Source organism: Staphylococcus sp. HMSC035D11 (assembly GCF_001836075.1).
GTDB lineage: Bacteria > Bacillota > Bacilli > Staphylococcales > Staphylococcaceae > Staphylococcus > Staphylococcus hominis.
Genome location: NZ_KV827248.1, coordinates 1 through 16,973, shown reverse-complemented (window position 1 = coordinate 16,973; position 16,973 = coordinate 1). Strand labels below are relative to the sequence as shown.

The following is a 16,973-nucleotide window of genomic DNA, read 5'->3' as shown; positions in this document are numbered from 1 at the left end:
GTGAGGTCTCTTTTTTTATGTCGAAATTTAGATAAATCTTTTGAAACTAATGAATTGAGGAGTAAATGTATTAAACTAAAAAATGATAAAACTTCTTCAATAATATACTGAAGAAGTTTTTAATATTATTTCAAATTAATAATGAATACAACATTTTATTTTCATTAATATAAATATTTGATGGATCAAATTCATCGACATTATGTTTTAATTGTTCTAAATCTTGATGATTATTTAACTGAATGCCAATAATAACAGTACCCGTATTTTGAGAAGCTTTTTTTAGATATTCAAATTTAGTAATATCATCTTGAGGACCTAAAACATCATTAACAAATTCTTTTAAAGCTCCTGGACGTTGAGGGAAATTTAAAATGAAATAATGTTTCATTTCTTCATATAAAAGTGAACGTTCTTCAATTTCTTTCATACGATTAATATCATTATTTCCACCACTGACTACGCATACTACAGTTTTTCCTATAATATTGTCTTTATAAAATTCAAGAGCTGATACACTTAATGCACCTGCTGGTTCTGCTACTATTGCTTGTTTAGAGTACATATCTAAAATTGTAGAACATACTGCGCCTTCATCAATTTGTAAGTAGTCGTTGACGTATTGTTTGACAATATTAAAGGTAATATCACCAACACGTGCTACTGAAGCGCCATCAACAAATTTATCTATATGTTCTAAAGTTACAACTTTATTTTGAACTACTACTGATTCATACATACTACTTGCTCCGGCAGGTTCGACGCCAATGATTTGTGTATGTGGACTATGTTCATGCATATATGTACTTACACCGGATATTAGACCTCCGCCTCCAATAGCTGCAAAGAGATAATCAAATTGAATCTTTTCTTTTTTTGCTTCTAATAAAATTTCTTTTGCTAATGTCCCTTGACCAGCGATAGTATAAACATTGTTGAATGGATCAATAAATGTCATATGATGCTCATCTGTATAAACTAAAGCTTCTTTTAAACAATCATCAAATGTATCGCCAGTTAGAACGATTTCTACATTTTCTGCACCGAAGAATTTAACTTGATTTACTTTTTGAAGAGGGGTTGTCACTGGCATAAAGATAACAGCTTTTAAATTTAATGCTTTAGCAGTATAAGCTACTCCTTGGGCATGATTACCAGCACTTGCGCAAGTAATACCTTTTGATTTAGCTTGTGTGTCTAATACTGAAATAGCGTTATAAGCACCACGCAATTTAAATGAGCGTACCCATTGCAAGTCTTCTCTTTTTAAATAAACATTACAATTATATTTTTGTGAAAGATAATGATCATATTGTAATGGTGTTTCTTTCACAACATCTTTTATACGTAAATAAGCTTCGTCTACATCAGTAGCTGTTACCGTTGTCTTTAAAACCATTTGTTATCATCCTTACATTGTTTTCTCATATTTCTCTATTAATTCTTCATATTTTAATGTAATAGCAATATCATCTAATCCATTTATAAGTTTATCTTTCCAAGTTTCATCTATATCAAAGTGGAAAGATTGATTATTTGCTGACACAGTTTGATTTGGTAAATCAACCGTTATATTATTTTGATCGGCTAGATATTTTCTAGATTGTTCATTTAAAACAATAGGTAACATTCCATTTTTTGTACAATTCATATAGAAGATATCGCTAAAACCACCAGCAATAATAATATTAAAGCCAAAATCTTTTAAAGCCCAAGCAGCATGTTCACGACTTGAACCACAACCAAAGTTGTCTCCAGTAATAAGAATTGAAGCACCTTTATATTTTGGTTTGTTTAGATTAAAATCCGGATTATCTGATCCATCAGGTAAATAACGCCATTCATCAAAAGCAAAGGGTCCAAAACCAGTTTTAGTAATTCGTTTAAGATGAACTTTTGGAATAATTTGATCTGTATCAATATTGTCGTTAAACAAAGGGACTACTTTACCTGTGTATTGGGTGATAGGTTGAATATCCATTACTTATACAACCACCTTTCTTACGTCAACGAATTTACCATTTATTGCTGCGGCTGCAGCCATAGCCGGAGAAACAAGATGTGTACGTGCACCTTTACCTTGTCGACCCTCAAAATTTCGATTACTTGTTGAGGCACAATGGACACCTTCTGGTACTTGGTCAGGATTCATTCCTAAGCACATGGAACATCCAGGTTCTCTCCATTCAAAGCCTGCTTCTTTAAATACTTTGTCTAACCCTAGAGATTCTGCTTCTTTTTTTACTGTACGTGAGCCAGGAACAACAATAGCAGTAATTTTAGGATGTACTTTTTTTCCTTTTACGATATGGCTTGCTTCTATCAAATCTGATAGGCGAGCATTAGTACATGAACCTAAAAAGACATAACCTAAATCGATATCTTCTGCTTTTTGACCAGGTTTTAGTCCCATATAGTTGTATGCACGTTCATCATTAATATTTTGAATTTCTGGGAATGGAGAACTAAAATTCACACCCATCTCTGGATTTGTGCCCCATGTCACTTGAGGTTCTAAATTGGTTACATCAAGTGTAATCACTTTGTCAAAATGAGCATCTTCATCTGAATATAGTTTCTGCCATTCTCCAATAGATTGATTAAAGTTCTGTGCATATGGTCGACCTTTGATGTATTCAAATGTAGTTTCATCCGGTTGAATAATACCGTATTTAGCTCCACCTTCAATTGCCATGTTACAAATTGTCATTCGACCCTCCATGGATAGTGATTGAATGGTTTCTCCAGTAAACTCAAGTGCATAGCCTGTTCCGAAATCTACACCATGTTGATTGATTAAATGTAAAATAATATCTTTAGCATACACACCTGGTTGTAATTTACCTGAAACTTCAATTTTAAGATTTTTAGGTTTTGTTTGCCATAATGTTTGAGTTGCAAAAACATGTTCTACTTCACTTGTTCCAATGCCAAAAGCAATAGCACCAAATGCCCCGTGAGTTGCTGTATGTGAATCACCACATACGATTGTCTTACCTGGTTGTGTTAATCCAGTTTCAGGACCTACCATATGAACGATACCTTGCTCATCTGAACCCATATCAAAAATATGTACACCAAAATCTTTGGCGTTTTTCTGTAAAGTCGTAATCTGTTTATTAGCAATTTCATCTCTAATATTATATATATCGATTGTAGGAACATTATGATCAAGAGTTGCAAAGGTTAAATCTGGACGTCTAAGTTGTCTTTTTTGAAGTCTTAATCCTTCAAAAGCTTGAGGAGAGGTCACTTCATGTATAAGATGTAAATCTATGTATAAGAGTTGAGGTTCGCCTTCGTTACCAGTTAAGACATGTTTATTCCAAACTTTATCAAATAATGTTTGAGCCATTATTTATGTACCTCCCTTTATTGATAACTTTTTTTTAGTAACTCAAAGATGTCTGAAGTTTTATAGTGTCCTCCAAGATCTTTTGTTGTTTTACCAATTTTAATTAAATGATATACAGCATGTTCTAATTCTTCTGCTGCGACACTTTGATTTAAACTTTCTCTTAAACACATTGCTAGTGACAATACCATTCCAAATGGATTAGCAAGATTTTGATGAGCAATGTCAGGCGCTGAACCATGAATAGGTTCATAAAGTCTAGTACCGTGTTCACTAAAACTTGCCGAAGGTGATAAACCGAGTGAACCAGGTATTACTGAAGCTTCATCACTTAAAATATCACCAAAGAGATTTTCAGTAACAATGACGTCGAATTGTGAAGGATGAGTAATTAAATGCATACTACACGCATCAACGAGTAAATGATTTAATTCGATGTCCGGATAAGACTTGCTTACTTCAGTAACAGTTTTTCTCCAAAGTTTACTTGAAGCAAGGACATTCTCTTTATCTACAGAAGTTACTTTTTTACTACGAGTACGTGCTAATTCAAATGCAACTTTAGCAATACGTTCTATTTCAGCTTTAGTATAAGTGAGAGAATCTAATGCTTCAGAATGATTCATATGTCTAGGTTCACCAAAATAAATGCCACTCGTTAATTCACGAACTATAACTAAGTCTGTATGTTTAACACGCTCTTCTTTTAAAGGTGAAAATTGACTGGTACCTTCAGTCACTTTAGTAGGACGAATATTAGCAAATAAGCCTAACTTTTTACGTAACGCTAATAATCCTTGTTCTGGACGATTATTAGGATCTGTCCATTTTGGTCCTCCAACTGCTCCTAATAAAATCGCATCTGCTTCTTGACAGGCAGAGAGTGTTTCATTAGGAAGGGGAGTGCCATGTGTATCAATGGCGGCTCCTCCAAAATCATAACTTTTTAAATTATAGGTGAAATTGTATTTCTTACTTATTATTTCTAATAACTCTAAACTTCCATTTAAAATTTCAGGTCCGATGCCATCTCCGGGTAAAGCAACAATTTTATATGTCATTATTTATTACCTACTTTCTCTAAATCTTGGGCAATATATTTAGCATGAGCTTCTACATATGCTTTACAAGAAGCTTGAAGTATATCATGATCGATACCTATACCATTAACATGTTGATTTTCAATAACAAGCTCAACATGAACCTCAGCTTGTGCATCTGTACCTTCAGTAACTGAATCAATTCTATAATCGATGAGTTCACTATCCTTTTTAAAAATACGATCAACAGCATTGTAAATTGCAACAATTGATCCTGTACCAATGCTTGAATCTTGATAAATATGACCTTTTTTATCTTTAATGACAACAACAGCGCTTTGTAGACCATTTGAAACATATTGTAATTGCAAAGTTTCTACTTGATAAATTGCATTTTGTTCATGTTCAGAACCTTGAATAATCGCATGAATATCTCGGTCAGATACTGATTTTTTCTTATCTGCTACTGCTTTAAATTGTTTGAATAACTCGATTTGTTGTTTAGGTTCAATGTCATAACCTAACGTTTTAAGTTTTTCAGCAAAAGCATGTTTACCAGAAAGTTTGCCTAAAGGTAATTCGTTTTTGCTTATTCCAACAAGTTGAGGCGTCATGATTTCGTACGTTTCAGGATTTTTAAGAACACCATCTTGATGAATACCTGATTCATGACTGAAAGCATTTTGACCAACAATTGCTTTATTTCTTGGAACTCGAATGCCTGCATATCTAGAAATTAAATCTGAAGTCAATTTAGTTTGCTCTAATTTTAATTTTGTTTCAATACCATAATGATCTTTGCGAACGTATAGTGCTAATGCAATTTCTTCTAATGCAGTATTACCTGCACGTTCACCAATACCATTTACAGTACCTTCAATGCGTTTCGCGCCATTTTCAATTGCAGCTAAGCTATTTGCTACTGCCATACCCAAATCATCATGACAATGTGCACTATAAATAATTTCTTTTTCTGATTTAACATTTGTAATAAGAGATTTAAAAATGACACCATATTCACTTGGATAACTATATCCAACAGTATCTGGAATATTGATTATTGTAGCTCCTGCATCAACAGCTGTTTGAACAGATTTTATAAGGAATGCTTGATCTGTTCTTGATGCATCTTCTGGTGAGAATTGTACTACATCGAATAATGATTTAGCATAACTGACATGTTCCTTAATTGATTCTAAGACTTCTTCTTGAGTCATTTTTAGCTTATGCTCTAAATGAATAGGGGAAGTAGCAATAAATACATGAACACGTGGTTTAGCAGCACATTTTGTTGCTTCATATACAGCATCAATATCAGATTTTTTACATCTTGCTAATCCACACACTGCAGTGGTAGTTAATGCTTTAGAGATTGCTTCTACAGATTTAAAACTTCCAGTACTTGAAGCGGGGAAGCCTGCTTCAATAACATCGACTCCCCATTTTTCAAGTTGCTTAGCAATACTTAAACGTTCATCAAATGAAAAATTCACACCAGGTGTTTGCTCTCCATCTCTTAACGTTGTATCAAATATTTGAATATGGCTTTCCATTTTTAACATCTCCTTACATTTTATTTTTGAATGCTTTTAGATTTAATGAATGGCATCATTTTTCTTAGTTCACGACCCACTGCTTCAATTTCATGACCATGTTGTTGTTCACGTAATTCATAAAATTCTTTAAATCCATTTTCGTTATCTTTAACAAAGCGATTAGCGAAATTACCATTTTGAATATCTTTAAGTACTTCTTTCATATTATCTTTAACATCTGGAGTAATGACACGTGGACCAGATACGTAGTCACCAAATTCAGCAGTATTTGAAATTGAATAACGTACATTTTCCATACCGCCTTCATACATTAAATCAACGATCAGTTTCATTTCATGTAGTACTTCAAAATATGCTAATTCTTTTTGATATCCAGCTTCCACTAATGTCTCGAAACCACTTTGAATCAGTTTATGAATTCCCCCACAAAGTACAGCTTGTTCACCGAATAAGTCAGTTTCAGTTTCTTCTTTAAATGTTGTTTCAATAACACCAGCACGTGTAGCACCAATACCTTTTGCATAACTTAAAGCAATATCACGTGCATGACCTGTAGCATCTTGTTGAACGCCAAATAATGCTGGCACAGCTGAACCTTCAACAAATGTACGTCTTACTAGATGACCAGGACCTTTAGGTGCTACTAAGAAGACATCTACATCTTTAGGTGGTTCGATGACGTTAAAATGAATATTAAATCCATGTGCAAAAGCTAATGCATTACCAGCTTCTAAATTTGGAGCAATTTCATTTTTATATACATTACCTTGAATTTCATCAGGAAGTAATACCATAATAACGTCTGCTTGTTTAACTGCTTCAGCCACTGGATAAACATCTAATCCATCTTCTTTAGCTTTATTAAATGAATTACCTGGACGAATACCAACTCTTACGTCGTAACCGTTATCTTTAAGGTTTTGAGCATGTGCATGGCCTTGAGAACCGTAACCGATAATAGCGATTTTTTTACCTTGTAGTGCATCTTTTTCTACTGATTGATCATAATAAACTTTTGTCATAATACTTTCCTCCATTAGTTAAAAAATTTCAAAAATTGCGAATATTAAAAAGGTAATAATTAACTTTATGATGTTAGACATTAAATATGATAATTGATGTAAAATGCTAGCGCATCATCTAAGAATTAATCATTCACATCTTCAACATTAATAACACTGACTTGTTTTTTTAATTTAGTAATTAAAATTCGATATACATCTTCATCCTCAATATGAACTTTGATTGTCATATCAGATATGCCATCTTCACTAGCAGGTTTTACATATAATTCATTGATATTGTACTGTAATCTTACAAAAGCACTTGTGATTCGATTTAACGTACTGACTTGGTCAGCTACTTTTAATTTTAAAGTTCGGTTCATTCTAGGCCCTCCATTTCATGATTAGCTTTACCACTAGGAATCATAGGGTTTACAGGTTCCGCTGGAGAAATTCTTACTTCAATTAAAGCAGGACCTTCATAATTAAAAGCTTCATCTAATTGCGCTTTTAATTTATTAGGGTGATCGATTAAGAAGCTTTTAACACCGTAAGCTTCAGCCATTTTAATAAAATCTGGTTGATCATTGAAAACAGAATGTGAAAAACGTTGATTAAAGAATTTATCTTGCCATTGTTTTACCATTCCTAATGTACCGTTGTTAATTAAAACAATTTTTACATTTAGATGATATTCAGGTAATAACGCCATTTCTTGATTGGTCATTTGGAATCCACCATCACCTACAAAACAAATAACTGTTTTATCTGGAGCTGCGAGTTGTGCACCAATTGCTGAAGGAATACCGAATCCCATTGTTCCTAATCCACCACTTGTAACCCATTGACTATGATGTTTAAACGGATAAAATTGTGCTGACCACATTTGATGCTGACCTACATCTGTAGTGATGATGGCTTCACCATTTGTGATTTTACCAATATATTCAATCGCTTCTTGTGGACGACAAAATGTATCATTAGCTTCTTTGTATTTAAATGGATGTTTTGATTTATTATCTAAACAATGGTCTACCCATTCTTTGTATGTAGCATGACTTTGATGTTCAGTAACTAATGTTTCTAATACTTTTTTACAATCTGCAACAATACCGAGTGTTGTAGGAATCACTTTATTAATTTCTGATTCATCAATATCAATGTGTACCACTTTAGCATTTGGTGCGAATTCGTTAGGATTACTAGCCAAACGGTCATCAAATCGACTACCTAAATTAATGAGTAAGTCACATTCAGTGAGTGCCATGTTACTTGCATAAGAGCCATGCATACCGCCCATACCAAGGAAAAGGGGATTTTCATATGGAATAGCACCTAGACCTAATAAAGTTGTAACAACAGGAATTTGATGGTGAGTAACAAATTCGGTTAATAAATCATTTGATTTTGAGTGATTGATACCTGCTCCAGCTAAAACAACAGGTTGTTTTGCATGATTTAAATATTGAGAAAGTTGTTGAATATCTTCTTTATTTGGATTTTCAGTTACTTGATATGAAGGTAAATGAACTTCTTCTTCAAGTGGAGCAGAAGAAGTTAAAACGCCCATATCTTTTGGGAAATCAATAACTACAGGTCCTTTACGTCCAGTATTTGCTAAATAGAATGCCTCGTGAACAATTCTAGGAATATCATCTACATGTTTAACTTGGTAATTAGCTTTTGTAATTGGTGTCGTCATTGATAATAAATCAGCTTCTTGGAATGCATCTTTACCAATACCAGGGGTTGCCACTTGTCCGGTAAATACGACTAAGGGTAGAGAATCACAATAAGCATCAGTAATACCAGTGATAGCATTTGTAGCTCCAGGACCACTTGTTACGACGACGACACCAGGTTTGCCTGAAACACGTGCGTATCCTTCAGCGGCATGGGTAGCACCTTGTTCATGACGTGCAAGAATATGTTTAATTTTTTCATCATAAAATGTATCGTATAATGGTAAAACTGCGCCACCTGGATATCCAAAAATGAAATCAACATCTTCGTGTACAAGTGCTTCTACTAATAAGTCAGAACCACTTCGAGTTGTAAGTGTTTCAGTTTGTTTATTACTTTCCTTTGTTTTTGACATATTTATCGCTCCTTAAATTTAAATAAGATTTTCTGGGACTTGCATAATACCACCCGTATTTGCACTGGTTACTAAAGCAGTGTATCTTGCAAGATAACCTGTTTTTACTTTAGCTTTAAAAGGCTCAAGTTCTTCTTTACGTTTATACAATTCTTCTTGAGGCTGATTAACATCTAAAGTTCGATTTACTAAGTCAATAGTAATTTCATCACCATCTCTAATCAGACCAATAGGACCTCCTGAGGCTGCTTCTGGTGAAATATGACCTACAGCGATACCACGAGTAGCTCCAGAAAAACGTCCATCCGTAATTAAAGCGACATCTTTTCCTAAACCTCTTCCGACGATAGATGATGTAGGAGCTAACATTTCTGGCATACCCGGACCTCCTTTAGGTCCTTCATATCGAATGACCACTACGTGACCTTCACGAACTGTTTTATTATCAATTGCTTCTACAGCTGCATCATGTGAATCAAAGCAAATTGCTTTTCCTTTAAATACTTTAATTGAAGGATCAACACCACCAACTTTAATTACTGCACCTTTAGGAGCAATATTACCGAATAAGACGGACAATCCACCTTCTTTATCATATGGAGCATCTAAAGAATGAATAACATCGAAATTTTTAATCTCTTTACCTTGGTTATTTTCTCTTAATGTTTTACCAGTAACTGTGAGTCGATCTGGATGTAGGGTTCCTTCTTTTTTCATTAATTCATTAATGATTGCTGGACATCCGCCAGCTTCATGAACATCGTGCATAGAATAAGAAGAACTTGGTGCAATCTTAGATAAATAAGGCGTTTTTTTAGCAATTTCATTAATTCTTTCTAAGTCATATTCAATTCCAGCTTCATTAGCAATTGCTAATGTATGAAGTACAGTATTTGTTGAACCACCCATTGCCATATCTAAAGCAAATGCATCATCAATTGCTTCTTTTGTAACAATATCACGAGGTTTAATATCATTTTTTATATTTTCTACCAATTGGAATGCTGCTTGTCTAATCATTTCACGACGTTGATCGCTTACTGCTAAAGCTGTACCGTTGTAGGGAAGTGCTAATCCTAAGACTTCCATTAAACAGTTCATAGAATTTGCTGTGAACATTCCTGCACATGATCCACATGTTGGACAAGCATTTTGTTCCATATCTAAAAATTCTTCTTTAGTAATTGAACCTTCTTTAAAAGCTCCGACTGCTTCGAACATAGATGATAGAGTTAAAGCTTTTCCCTGAGCAGATAAACCAGCTTTCATTGGGCCACCTGAACAAAAGATAGCAGGGACATTTGTTCTAACAGCTGCTAATAACATGCCAGGTGTAATTTTGTCACAGTTAGGAATATAAAATACACCATCAAACCAATGAGCATTGATAACAGTTTCAGCCGCATCTGCAATAATTTCACGTGACGGTAAGGAATACCTCATACCAATATGTCCCATTGCTATTCCATCATCGACACCGATTGTATTAAATTCAAAAGGAATTGCTCCTGCTTCACGAATCGCTTCTTTTGCAATATCAGCTAATTCTCTTAAATGAACATGTCCAGGAACGATATCGATATATGAATTACAAATTGCTACAAAAGGCTTATTCATGTCAGTAGGACTTTTAAGTGCTCCTGTCGCGTGTAATAGGCTTCTTGCTGGTGCTTGGTGATCACCTTTTTTTTATCATGTCACTTCTCATTTATTCATTCCCCCATAAATTACTAATTATTAAAATAAAAAAACGCCCCAATAAAGTTGGGACGTTTTTAAGTCCCATTCAATGAGAAATAGGACTTAAACATTTAGTAAATTAAGCTACTAAAGTTCCAGCCCTGAAGAGTATAATAAAATAATTAAATTTTCTAGTGGTGACAGTGAATATGTAAATGATTGCATGGTATTATACTCCTTTCTTGAATGGATTATTATTTGAATAGTTAGAATTGTTTAAAAATTTGATAAATTTAATTTACACTAAACAGATATTAAAGTCAATACTCTTTTTAGAATTTTCTAACAATTTAGAAGAATAATTTATGTTTTATTAATGAGAAATTTTTAGTAAAGTTTGTTACAATTATTAAGTTAAATTTAGATGAAATAATGAAGAGTAAAATAAACATGAGGAGAGAGAACAATACATGATACCTATCAAAAATTTAGATGAGATGGAACATTTTGCTAAAATTTTAATGAAACATGTTGGTTCAAAAGATGTCATTTTATTGAATGGAGATTTAGGTGCTGGTAAAACAACGTTGACTCAATTTATAGGTAAATATCTAGGAGTAAAGCGTAATATTAATTCTCCTACGTTTAATATCATAAAATCATACAAAGGTAAGGAGTTAAAACTTCATCATATGGATTGTTATCGCTTAGAAGATTCAGATGAAGATTTAGGATTTAATGAATACTTTGAAGATGACGCTGTTACAATAATTGAATGGAGTCAATTTATACAGGAGTTCCTTCCAGAAGAGTATTTAGTGATTAATATTACGACTATAAATGAAAGTCAACGACAAATTAATATAGCAGCAAAAGGCTATCATTATACTAAAATAAAGGAAGAGATAGACAATGAACTTACTGTTAATTGATACTTCAAATCAACCCATGTCAATTGCTTTGATGAACGATGATGAAGTTTTAGCAATAAAAACAACAAATAGTAAAAAAGATCATTCGAGCCAACTTATGCCTGGTATTCAATCCTTATTTAATGAATCGAATTTAAAAAAACAAGAATTAGATGGGATTGTTGTTGCAAAAGGACCTGGCTCTTATACAGGAGTGAGAATAGGCGTTACTGTAGCGAAAACATTAGCCTATGCTTTGAATACTAAATTATATGGTGTCTCATCGTTAAAAGCATTAGCGGCTACTATAGATACGAATGATAAAAGAATTATCGTACCAATATTTGATGCTCGTCGCCAAGCGGTATATACAGGATTATATCAATATGAAAATAATCAATTAAATACAATTGAAAAAGACCAATATATTTCTTTAGAAGCGTTGCATAAAAAACTCAATGCTTTAAATCAACCTTATGTGTTTGTAGGAGAGGACACGGAAAAAATATCTGAATTACTACATGGAGATATTGAGACTAAACTGCCTAATGCAACTGTCATGAAACACTTGATTCATCAACCTGAGAACATTCATACGTTTGTACCAAATTATATAAAATTGTCAGAGGCGGAACGTAATTGGTTAAACCAACAGAAGAACAGTTAACTATTAGAGCGATGCAAGTCGATGATGTACCAAGTGTTTTCGATATTGAGAGAGAAAGCTTCAACGATAGTTCATGGACCGTTGATGCATTTTACCATGAATTAAATGAAAATAACTTCGCAAAGTACTTTGTTGTTATTTTTCAAGAAGAAATTATTGGATATTTAGGATTATGGATAGTAATTGATCAAGCTCAAATTACAACCATAGCAATCAAAGAATCATTCAGAGACTATGGATTAGGTCAGCTATTACTTAATTATGTGATGGACTATGCTAGGCATACTTGTGATGTGATGAGTTTAGAAGTGAGAATTACGAATGTGATAGCTCAACATGTATATAAAAAATTAGGGTTTCAATATGGCGGTAAAAGAAAAAATTACTATGGAGAAGGCGAGGATGCATTAGTGATGTGGGTGAATTTAAATGAATAGAGACATATTAATATTAGCGGTTGAAACAAGTTGTGACGAAACAAGTGTAAGTGTTATAAAAAATGGAAATACGATTTTATCTAATATTGTACTTAGTCAAATAGAAAGTCATAAACGTTTTGGGGGAGTAGTCCCTGAAGTTGCAAGTAGACATCATGTAGAGGGAATTACGACTACAATTGATGAAGCGTTATCTTCAGCTAATGCTACTATGGAAGATATCGATGCCGTAGCTGTTACACAAGGGCCTGGATTAATAGGGGCACTTCTAATAGGAATTAATGCAGCAAAAGCTTTAGCATTTGCCTATAATAAGCCAATCATTCCTGTTCATCATATTGCTGGACATATTTATGCTAATCATCTTGAAGAACCGTTAACCTTTCCTTTAATAGCATTAATCGTTTCGGGTGGACATACAGAACTCATTTATATGAAATCACATTTAAATTTTGAAGTCATTGGTGAAACACGAGATGATGCTGTAGGAGAGGCTTATGATAAGGTAGCAAGAACAATTGATTTACCATATCCAGGAGGCCCAGCTATAGATGCACTTGCTTTGGAAGGAAAGGACACATACCATTTTCCTAGAGTATGGCTTGAAAAAGATAGTTATGATTTTAGCTTTAGTGGATTAAAAAGTGCAGTGATTAATAAGTTACACAATCAGCGACAAAAAAATGAAGACATAAAAAAAGAAGATGTTGCTACCAGTTTCCAAAATAGTGTTGTTGATGTATTAAGTACAAAGGCTATTAATGCTTGTAAATCTTATCATGTTGAACACCTTATTGTAGCTGGCGGAGTAGCTAGTAACAAAGGATTAAGAGAACGATTAAATCATTTGTGTAAAGAAAATAACATTAAACTTTCAATACCTAATTCAAAGTTATGTACAGATAATGCTGCTATGATTGGGGCTGCTGGATATTATTACTATAAAGCTGGAGTAACTTCATCTCTAGATTTAAATGGAAAAAATAATATAGATATTGAAGATGTAACAGTTGAATAATAAAGTAAAAAGTAATTGAACTTAAAATCAAATAAGTTTCAATTACTTTTTTATTTAATTAGGTTAATGTATTGATATATGATATATGTCAATAGAGAACGTGTGTACTTATCAACAAATAGTTAATATCTTGTGGATAAAAAGGGGGTAAAGGTGTGAATATAGTTTGAATGTTGTGTAAAAGTTATGTAAATTATTATCATTCACGTTGTGGATAACTAGGATAAGTTCGTGGATAACTGATATATCAGTATTTTAGTTGTTTATAAATTTGTGAATGAAATAAATAAAAAAACTAGTAAAAATTTGATACCTTTACTAGTTTTTCTTAGATATATTAAATTTTTTCTTGTAATTCTTCCCATTCAGCCATAACATTCTCTAATTGTCGTTCGGTACTTAATTTCTGCTCAGCAAGTTCATTTGCCTTAATAGGATCATTAAAAATATCAGGCTGAGTCAATTGTTGATCAATTTGAGTAATTTGTTCTTCATATTTTTCGATTTGTTCTTCACATTGCTCAATTTGACGCTCAATTTTTCGTAATTCTCTCTTATATTGTTTTTGAGAAGCATACGTATTAGTTGTTGACGAATCGGTGTCTTCTAAATCAAGCGTTTCATCTTTATTGTGTTCCGCTTCAAATTCCTTTAACGCAGAAGCTTCTTCTGTTTTCTCAATAAAATATTGATAGTCACCTAAATACAGTTGACCACCATCTTTATTTAAATCAAATACTTTATTTGCTAGTTGATTAATAAAATATCGATCATGGGAAACAAATAAAATTGTACCTTCAAAATCTTTTAACGCTTGTTCTAACATTTCTTTAGAATCTATATCAAGATGGTTAGTAGGTTCATCGAGTATCAAAACGTTATCACGTTGTAACATAAGTAAAGCTAATTGCAAACGTGCTTTTTCGCCCCCTGATAAATCATTAATAACTTTTTTGACGTCATCTTGAACGAATAAAAATCGTCCTAAAATAGCGCGGACATCTTTTTCATTCATCATAGGATATTGATCCCAAACATAATCTAATATTGTTTTATTAGATTTGAATTCTGCTTGTTTTTGATCGTAATATCCTATGTTTAAATTAGCACCATAAGTAATTTCTCCACCTAATGCTTTTTGACGATTTGCAATTGTTTTGATAAGTGTAGTCTTTCCAACTCCATTAGGTCCAATAATAGCAATATGGTCTCCTTTTGTAACTTCAATATTAATAGGAGCAGTGATAGGGGATTGATAACCTACTTCTAGATTACGGATATGCATCACATCATTGCCAGTATTTCTATCAAATCCAAACTGGATATTAGCACTTTTAGCATCCATCATTGGCTTATCGATACGTTCCATTTTTTCTAATGTTTTTCGACGACTTTTAGCCATACCGCTTGTTGAAGCTCGAGTAATATTTTTTTCCACGAAAGTTTCAAGGCGTTTAATTTCTTCTTGTTGTTTTTCATATTCTTGCATTCTTAATTCATAGTATTTATCACGTTGAGTAATAAATTGCTCATAATTACCTACATAACGCTTCACATCTCCTAAAGCAACGTCATATATTTGAGTTACAATTTTATCTAAGAAGTATCTGTCATGACTAATAATAATGATGGCACCTTTAAAATATTTTAAATAATCTTCTAACCACTTAGTTGTTTCCAAGTCAAGATGGTTTGTAGGTTCATCTAATAGTAATAAATCGGGTTCACTTAAAAGCATCTGTGCTAAAGATAAACGTGTTTTTTGTCCGCCACTAAAATCATTAATGGGTTTATCAAATTCTTCTTCAGTAAAGTTTAAACCATGCAATACTGTTTTAATTTTACTTTCATATTGATAACCTTCAAGTTGTTCAAATTGATTAGATAATGATTCATAACGCTCCATATGTTGTTTATAATCTTCTGAATCATAACTATCAACGTGAGCGGCTAACCAATCAGTTTCATCATTAATAAGCGTTTCCATATGCTTAATATGTTCAAATGGTTTTGACATTTCTTCAATTACAGTCAGAGAAGAATCAAGTGTCATTTGTTGAGTTAAATAACCAATGCGTAAATTCTTGATTTTTGAAATATGACCACTATCATAATCTTCAACACCTGCAATAATCTTCATTAACGTTGATTTTCCAGCGCCATTTCTTCCTACTACGCCAATACGTTCTCCAGTTTTAACTTCAAAATTAACATGATTAAATATATCTTCACCATCAAACGATTTTGAAATATCATTTAATTGTAAAAGTATCATTCAAGTTTCACCTTTCTATCTATGTAACAATCACATTTATTTAACTTTAAATTTGACATTATTATATCATTTTACAATATAAGGTATGCTTAGGAAACTAAGATATTTATTTTTGAAATAGGTTACGGTATAATATTGCAGTATCCATAATAGGCATTATATATATTTCACTAAAATAACTAATTGCACTCTAGTTAGTTTGAATATATAGATTAAAAAGTTCAAACAAAAGGGGGACATTGCATATGCCTCAAAATCAATCAAAAATACCTCGCGCTACATTAAAACGTTTACCTTTATATTATCGATTTGTTAATTCATTGAAAATCAAAGGTATTGATCGTGTGAGTTCTAAAACAATTAGTGAGGCTTTAGATATTGAATCAGCTACGATAAGAAGAGATTTTTCTTATTTTGGTGAGTTAGGTAAGAAAGGATATGGCTATAACGTTGAGAGTCTTTTAGAATTCTTTAAAACGGAGATTAGCGATAGTAATAATATTCATATTGCTATTGTTGGCGTAGGGAATTTAGGACGTGCATTACTTACTTACAATTTTTCAATACATGATGAAATGACAATTACAGCTGCATTTGATATTGATAAAGATATTGTTGGTACAAAAGTTGGAAAAGTGACAGTAAAGCATATTGATGATATTTCATCTGAACTTCAAAAACAAAATATTAATGTAGTGATTCTTACTACACCAGGAAGTGTGGCACAATCTGTTTCAGATCGACTTATTAAGGCTGATGTAAAAGGTATCTTAAACTTTACTCCTGCTAGAATTGATGTGCCAAATGATGTTCAAGTTCATCATATCGATTTAGGTATCGAATTACAATCACTATTATTCTTTATGAAAAACTCTTCAAATTAATATTAAATTATTTTTTAAAGAGGCTGGGACATAAAGTATCTGGATAAG

At 32.7% G+C, this 16,973-nt stretch carries 14 protein-coding genes and 1 pseudogene; 5 read left to right on the top strand and 10 right to left on the bottom strand.

Features of this window, described 5'->3' with window-relative positions:
• Positions 1 to 130: 130 nt before the first annotated feature.
• The 9 genes and pseudogenes from ilvA to ilvD form a co-directional block, all read right to left on the bottom strand.
• The gene (gene ilvA / locus HMPREF2647_RS06460; RefSeq protein WP_019835771.1) at positions 131 to 1,399 is read right to left on the bottom strand and encodes a threonine ammonia-lyase IlvA; all 1,269 of its coding nucleotides are present in this window, start codon (positions 1,397 to 1,399) and stop codon (positions 131 to 133) included.
• A gap of 12 nt (positions 1,400 to 1,411) precedes the next feature.
• Positions 1,412 to 1,981 (bottom strand): 3-isopropylmalate dehydratase small subunit, encoded by a 570-nt coding sequence (leuD, locus tag HMPREF2647_RS06455; protein WP_019835770.1) that lies wholly within the window; start codon positions 1,979 to 1,981, stop codon positions 1,412 to 1,414.
• Positions 1,982 to 1,984: 3 nt separating this feature from the next.
• A complete protein-coding gene (gene leuC, locus HMPREF2647_RS06450) occupies positions 1,985 to 3,355 on the bottom strand; it encodes a 3-isopropylmalate dehydratase large subunit (protein WP_070859753.1) in 1,371 nt (456 codons plus the stop codon).
• Positions 3,356 to 3,372: 17 nt separating this feature from the next.
• Complete coding sequence (gene leuB / locus HMPREF2647_RS06445; protein WP_017175293.1) at positions 3,373 to 4,416, bottom strand: 3-isopropylmalate dehydrogenase; 1,044 nt, start codon at positions 4,414 to 4,416, stop codon at positions 3,373 to 3,375.
• Positions 4,416 to 5,948, bottom strand: coding sequence for a 2-isopropylmalate synthase (locus HMPREF2647_RS06440; protein WP_017175292.1), 1,533 nt, complete (start codon positions 5,946 to 5,948; stop codon positions 4,416 to 4,418). The genes leuB and HMPREF2647_RS06440 overlap by 1 nt, the downstream gene beginning before the upstream one ends.
• 20 nt (positions 5,949 to 5,968) lie before the next feature.
• Positions 5,969 to 6,973, bottom strand: a complete 1,005-nt coding sequence (ilvC, locus tag HMPREF2647_RS06435) for a ketol-acid reductoisomerase (protein WP_002455079.1) — start codon at positions 6,971 to 6,973, stop codon at positions 5,969 to 5,971.
• Positions 6,974 to 7,098: 125 nt separating this feature from the next.
• Positions 7,099 to 7,338, bottom strand: coding sequence for an ACT domain-containing protein (locus HMPREF2647_RS06430; protein ID WP_017175291.1), 240 nt, complete (start codon positions 7,336 to 7,338; stop codon positions 7,099 to 7,101).
• Positions 7,335 to 9,053 (bottom strand): biosynthetic-type acetolactate synthase large subunit, encoded by a 1,719-nt coding sequence (gene ilvB, locus HMPREF2647_RS06425; protein WP_017175290.1) that lies wholly within the window; start codon positions 9,051 to 9,053, stop codon positions 7,335 to 7,337. Before ilvB ends, HMPREF2647_RS06430 begins: the two co-directional genes overlap by 4 nt.
• An 18-nt stretch (positions 9,054 to 9,071) precedes the next feature.
• Positions 9,072 to 10,761 (bottom strand): annotated as a pseudogene (ilvD, locus tag HMPREF2647_RS06420) (dihydroxy-acid dehydratase).
• A 442-nt stretch (positions 10,762 to 11,203) separates the two neighbouring features.
• Between ilvD and tsaE the strand changes: the two are divergent.
• Genes tsaE through tsaD form a run of 4 tightly spaced genes read left to right on the top strand, consistent with a single transcriptional unit; the run spans position 11,204 to position 13,766 of the window.
• On the top strand, positions 11,204 to 11,665 hold the full coding sequence (gene tsaE, locus HMPREF2647_RS06415; protein WP_017175288.1) for a tRNA (adenosine(37)-N6)-threonylcarbamoyltransferase complex ATPase subunit type 1 TsaE: 462 nt from the start codon (positions 11,204 to 11,206) through the stop codon (positions 11,663 to 11,665).
• On the top strand, positions 11,646 to 12,311 hold the full coding sequence (gene tsaB, locus HMPREF2647_RS06410; RefSeq protein WP_019835767.1) for a tRNA (adenosine(37)-N6)-threonylcarbamoyltransferase complex dimerization subunit type 1 TsaB: 666 nt from the start codon (positions 11,646 to 11,648) through the stop codon (positions 12,309 to 12,311). Before tsaE ends, tsaB begins: the two co-directional genes overlap by 20 nt.
• Positions 12,312 to 12,322: 11 nt before the next feature.
• Positions 12,323 to 12,748 (top strand): ribosomal protein S18-alanine N-acetyltransferase, encoded by a 426-nt coding sequence (rimI, locus tag HMPREF2647_RS06405; RefSeq protein ID WP_371106724.1) that lies wholly within the window; start codon positions 12,323 to 12,325, stop codon positions 12,746 to 12,748.
• A complete protein-coding gene (gene tsaD / locus HMPREF2647_RS06400; RefSeq protein WP_070859745.1) occupies positions 12,741 to 13,766 on the top strand; it encodes a tRNA (adenosine(37)-N6)-threonylcarbamoyltransferase complex transferase subunit TsaD in 1,026 nt (341 codons plus the stop codon). The genes rimI and tsaD overlap by 8 nt, the downstream gene beginning before the upstream one ends.
• Positions 13,767 to 14,103: 337 nt before the next feature.
• Here tsaD and HMPREF2647_RS06395 read toward each other — a convergent pair whose 3' ends face one another.
• Positions 14,104 to 16,041, bottom strand: coding sequence for an ABC-F family ATP-binding cassette domain-containing protein (locus HMPREF2647_RS06395; protein WP_017175285.1), 1,938 nt, complete (start codon positions 16,039 to 16,041; stop codon positions 14,104 to 14,106).
• 245 nt (positions 16,042 to 16,286) lie between these two features.
• Between HMPREF2647_RS06395 and HMPREF2647_RS06390 the strand changes: the two genes are divergently transcribed.
• The gene (locus tag HMPREF2647_RS06390; RefSeq protein WP_017175284.1) at positions 16,287 to 16,925 is read left to right on the top strand and encodes a redox-sensing transcriptional repressor Rex; all 639 of its coding nucleotides are present in this window, start codon (positions 16,287 to 16,289) and stop codon (positions 16,923 to 16,925) included.
• The last annotated feature ends 48 nt before the right edge of the window (positions 16,926 to 16,973 follow it).

Bases quoted from the DNA above. Each gene is read 5' to 3' on its own strand.
- leuB (WP_017175293.1), bottom strand. From the start codon at position 4,416: ATGACATATAAAATTGTTGCTTTACCCGGAGATGGCATCGGACCTGAA.
- HMPREF2647_RS06440 (WP_017175292.1), bottom strand. From the start codon at position 5,948: ATGGAAAGCCATATTCAAATATTTGATACAACGTTAAGAGATGGAGAG.
- tsaE (WP_017175288.1), top strand. From the start codon at position 11,204: ATGATACCTATCAAAAATTTAGATGAGATGGAACATTTTGCTAAAATT.
- tsaB (WP_019835767.1), top strand. From the start codon at position 11,646: ATGAACTTACTGTTAATTGATACTTCAAATCAACCCATGTCAATTGCT.
- ilvB (WP_017175290.1), bottom strand. From the start codon at position 9,053: ATGTCAAAAACAAAGGAAAGTAATAAACAAACTGAAACACTTACAACT.
- leuC (WP_070859753.1), bottom strand. From the start codon at position 3,355: ATGGCTCAAACATTATTTGATAAAGTTTGGAATAAACATGTCTTAACT.
- HMPREF2647_RS06390 (WP_017175284.1), top strand. From the start codon at position 16,287: ATGCCTCAAAATCAATCAAAAATACCTCGCGCTACATTAAAACGTTTA.
- tsaD (WP_070859745.1), top strand. From the start codon at position 12,741: ATGAATAGAGACATATTAATATTAGCGGTTGAAACAAGTTGTGACGAA.
- HMPREF2647_RS06430 (WP_017175291.1), bottom strand. From the start codon at position 7,338: ATGAACCGAACTTTAAAATTAAAAGTAGCTGACCAAGTCAGTACGTTA.
- leuD (WP_019835770.1), bottom strand. From the start codon at position 1,981: ATGGATATTCAACCTATCACCCAATACACAGGTAAAGTAGTCCCTTTG.
- HMPREF2647_RS06395 (WP_017175285.1), bottom strand. From the start codon at position 16,041: ATGATACTTTTACAATTAAATGATATTTCAAAATCGTTTGATGGTGAA.
- rimI (WP_371106724.1), top strand. From the start codon at position 12,323: ATGCAAGTCGATGATGTACCAAGTGTTTTCGATATTGAGAGAGAAAGC.
- ilvC (WP_002455079.1), bottom strand. From the start codon at position 6,973: ATGACAAAAGTTTATTATGATCAATCAGTAGAAAAAGATGCACTACAA.
- ilvA (WP_019835771.1), bottom strand. From the start codon at position 1,399: ATGGTTTTAAAGACAACGGTAACAGCTACTGATGTAGACGAAGCTTAT.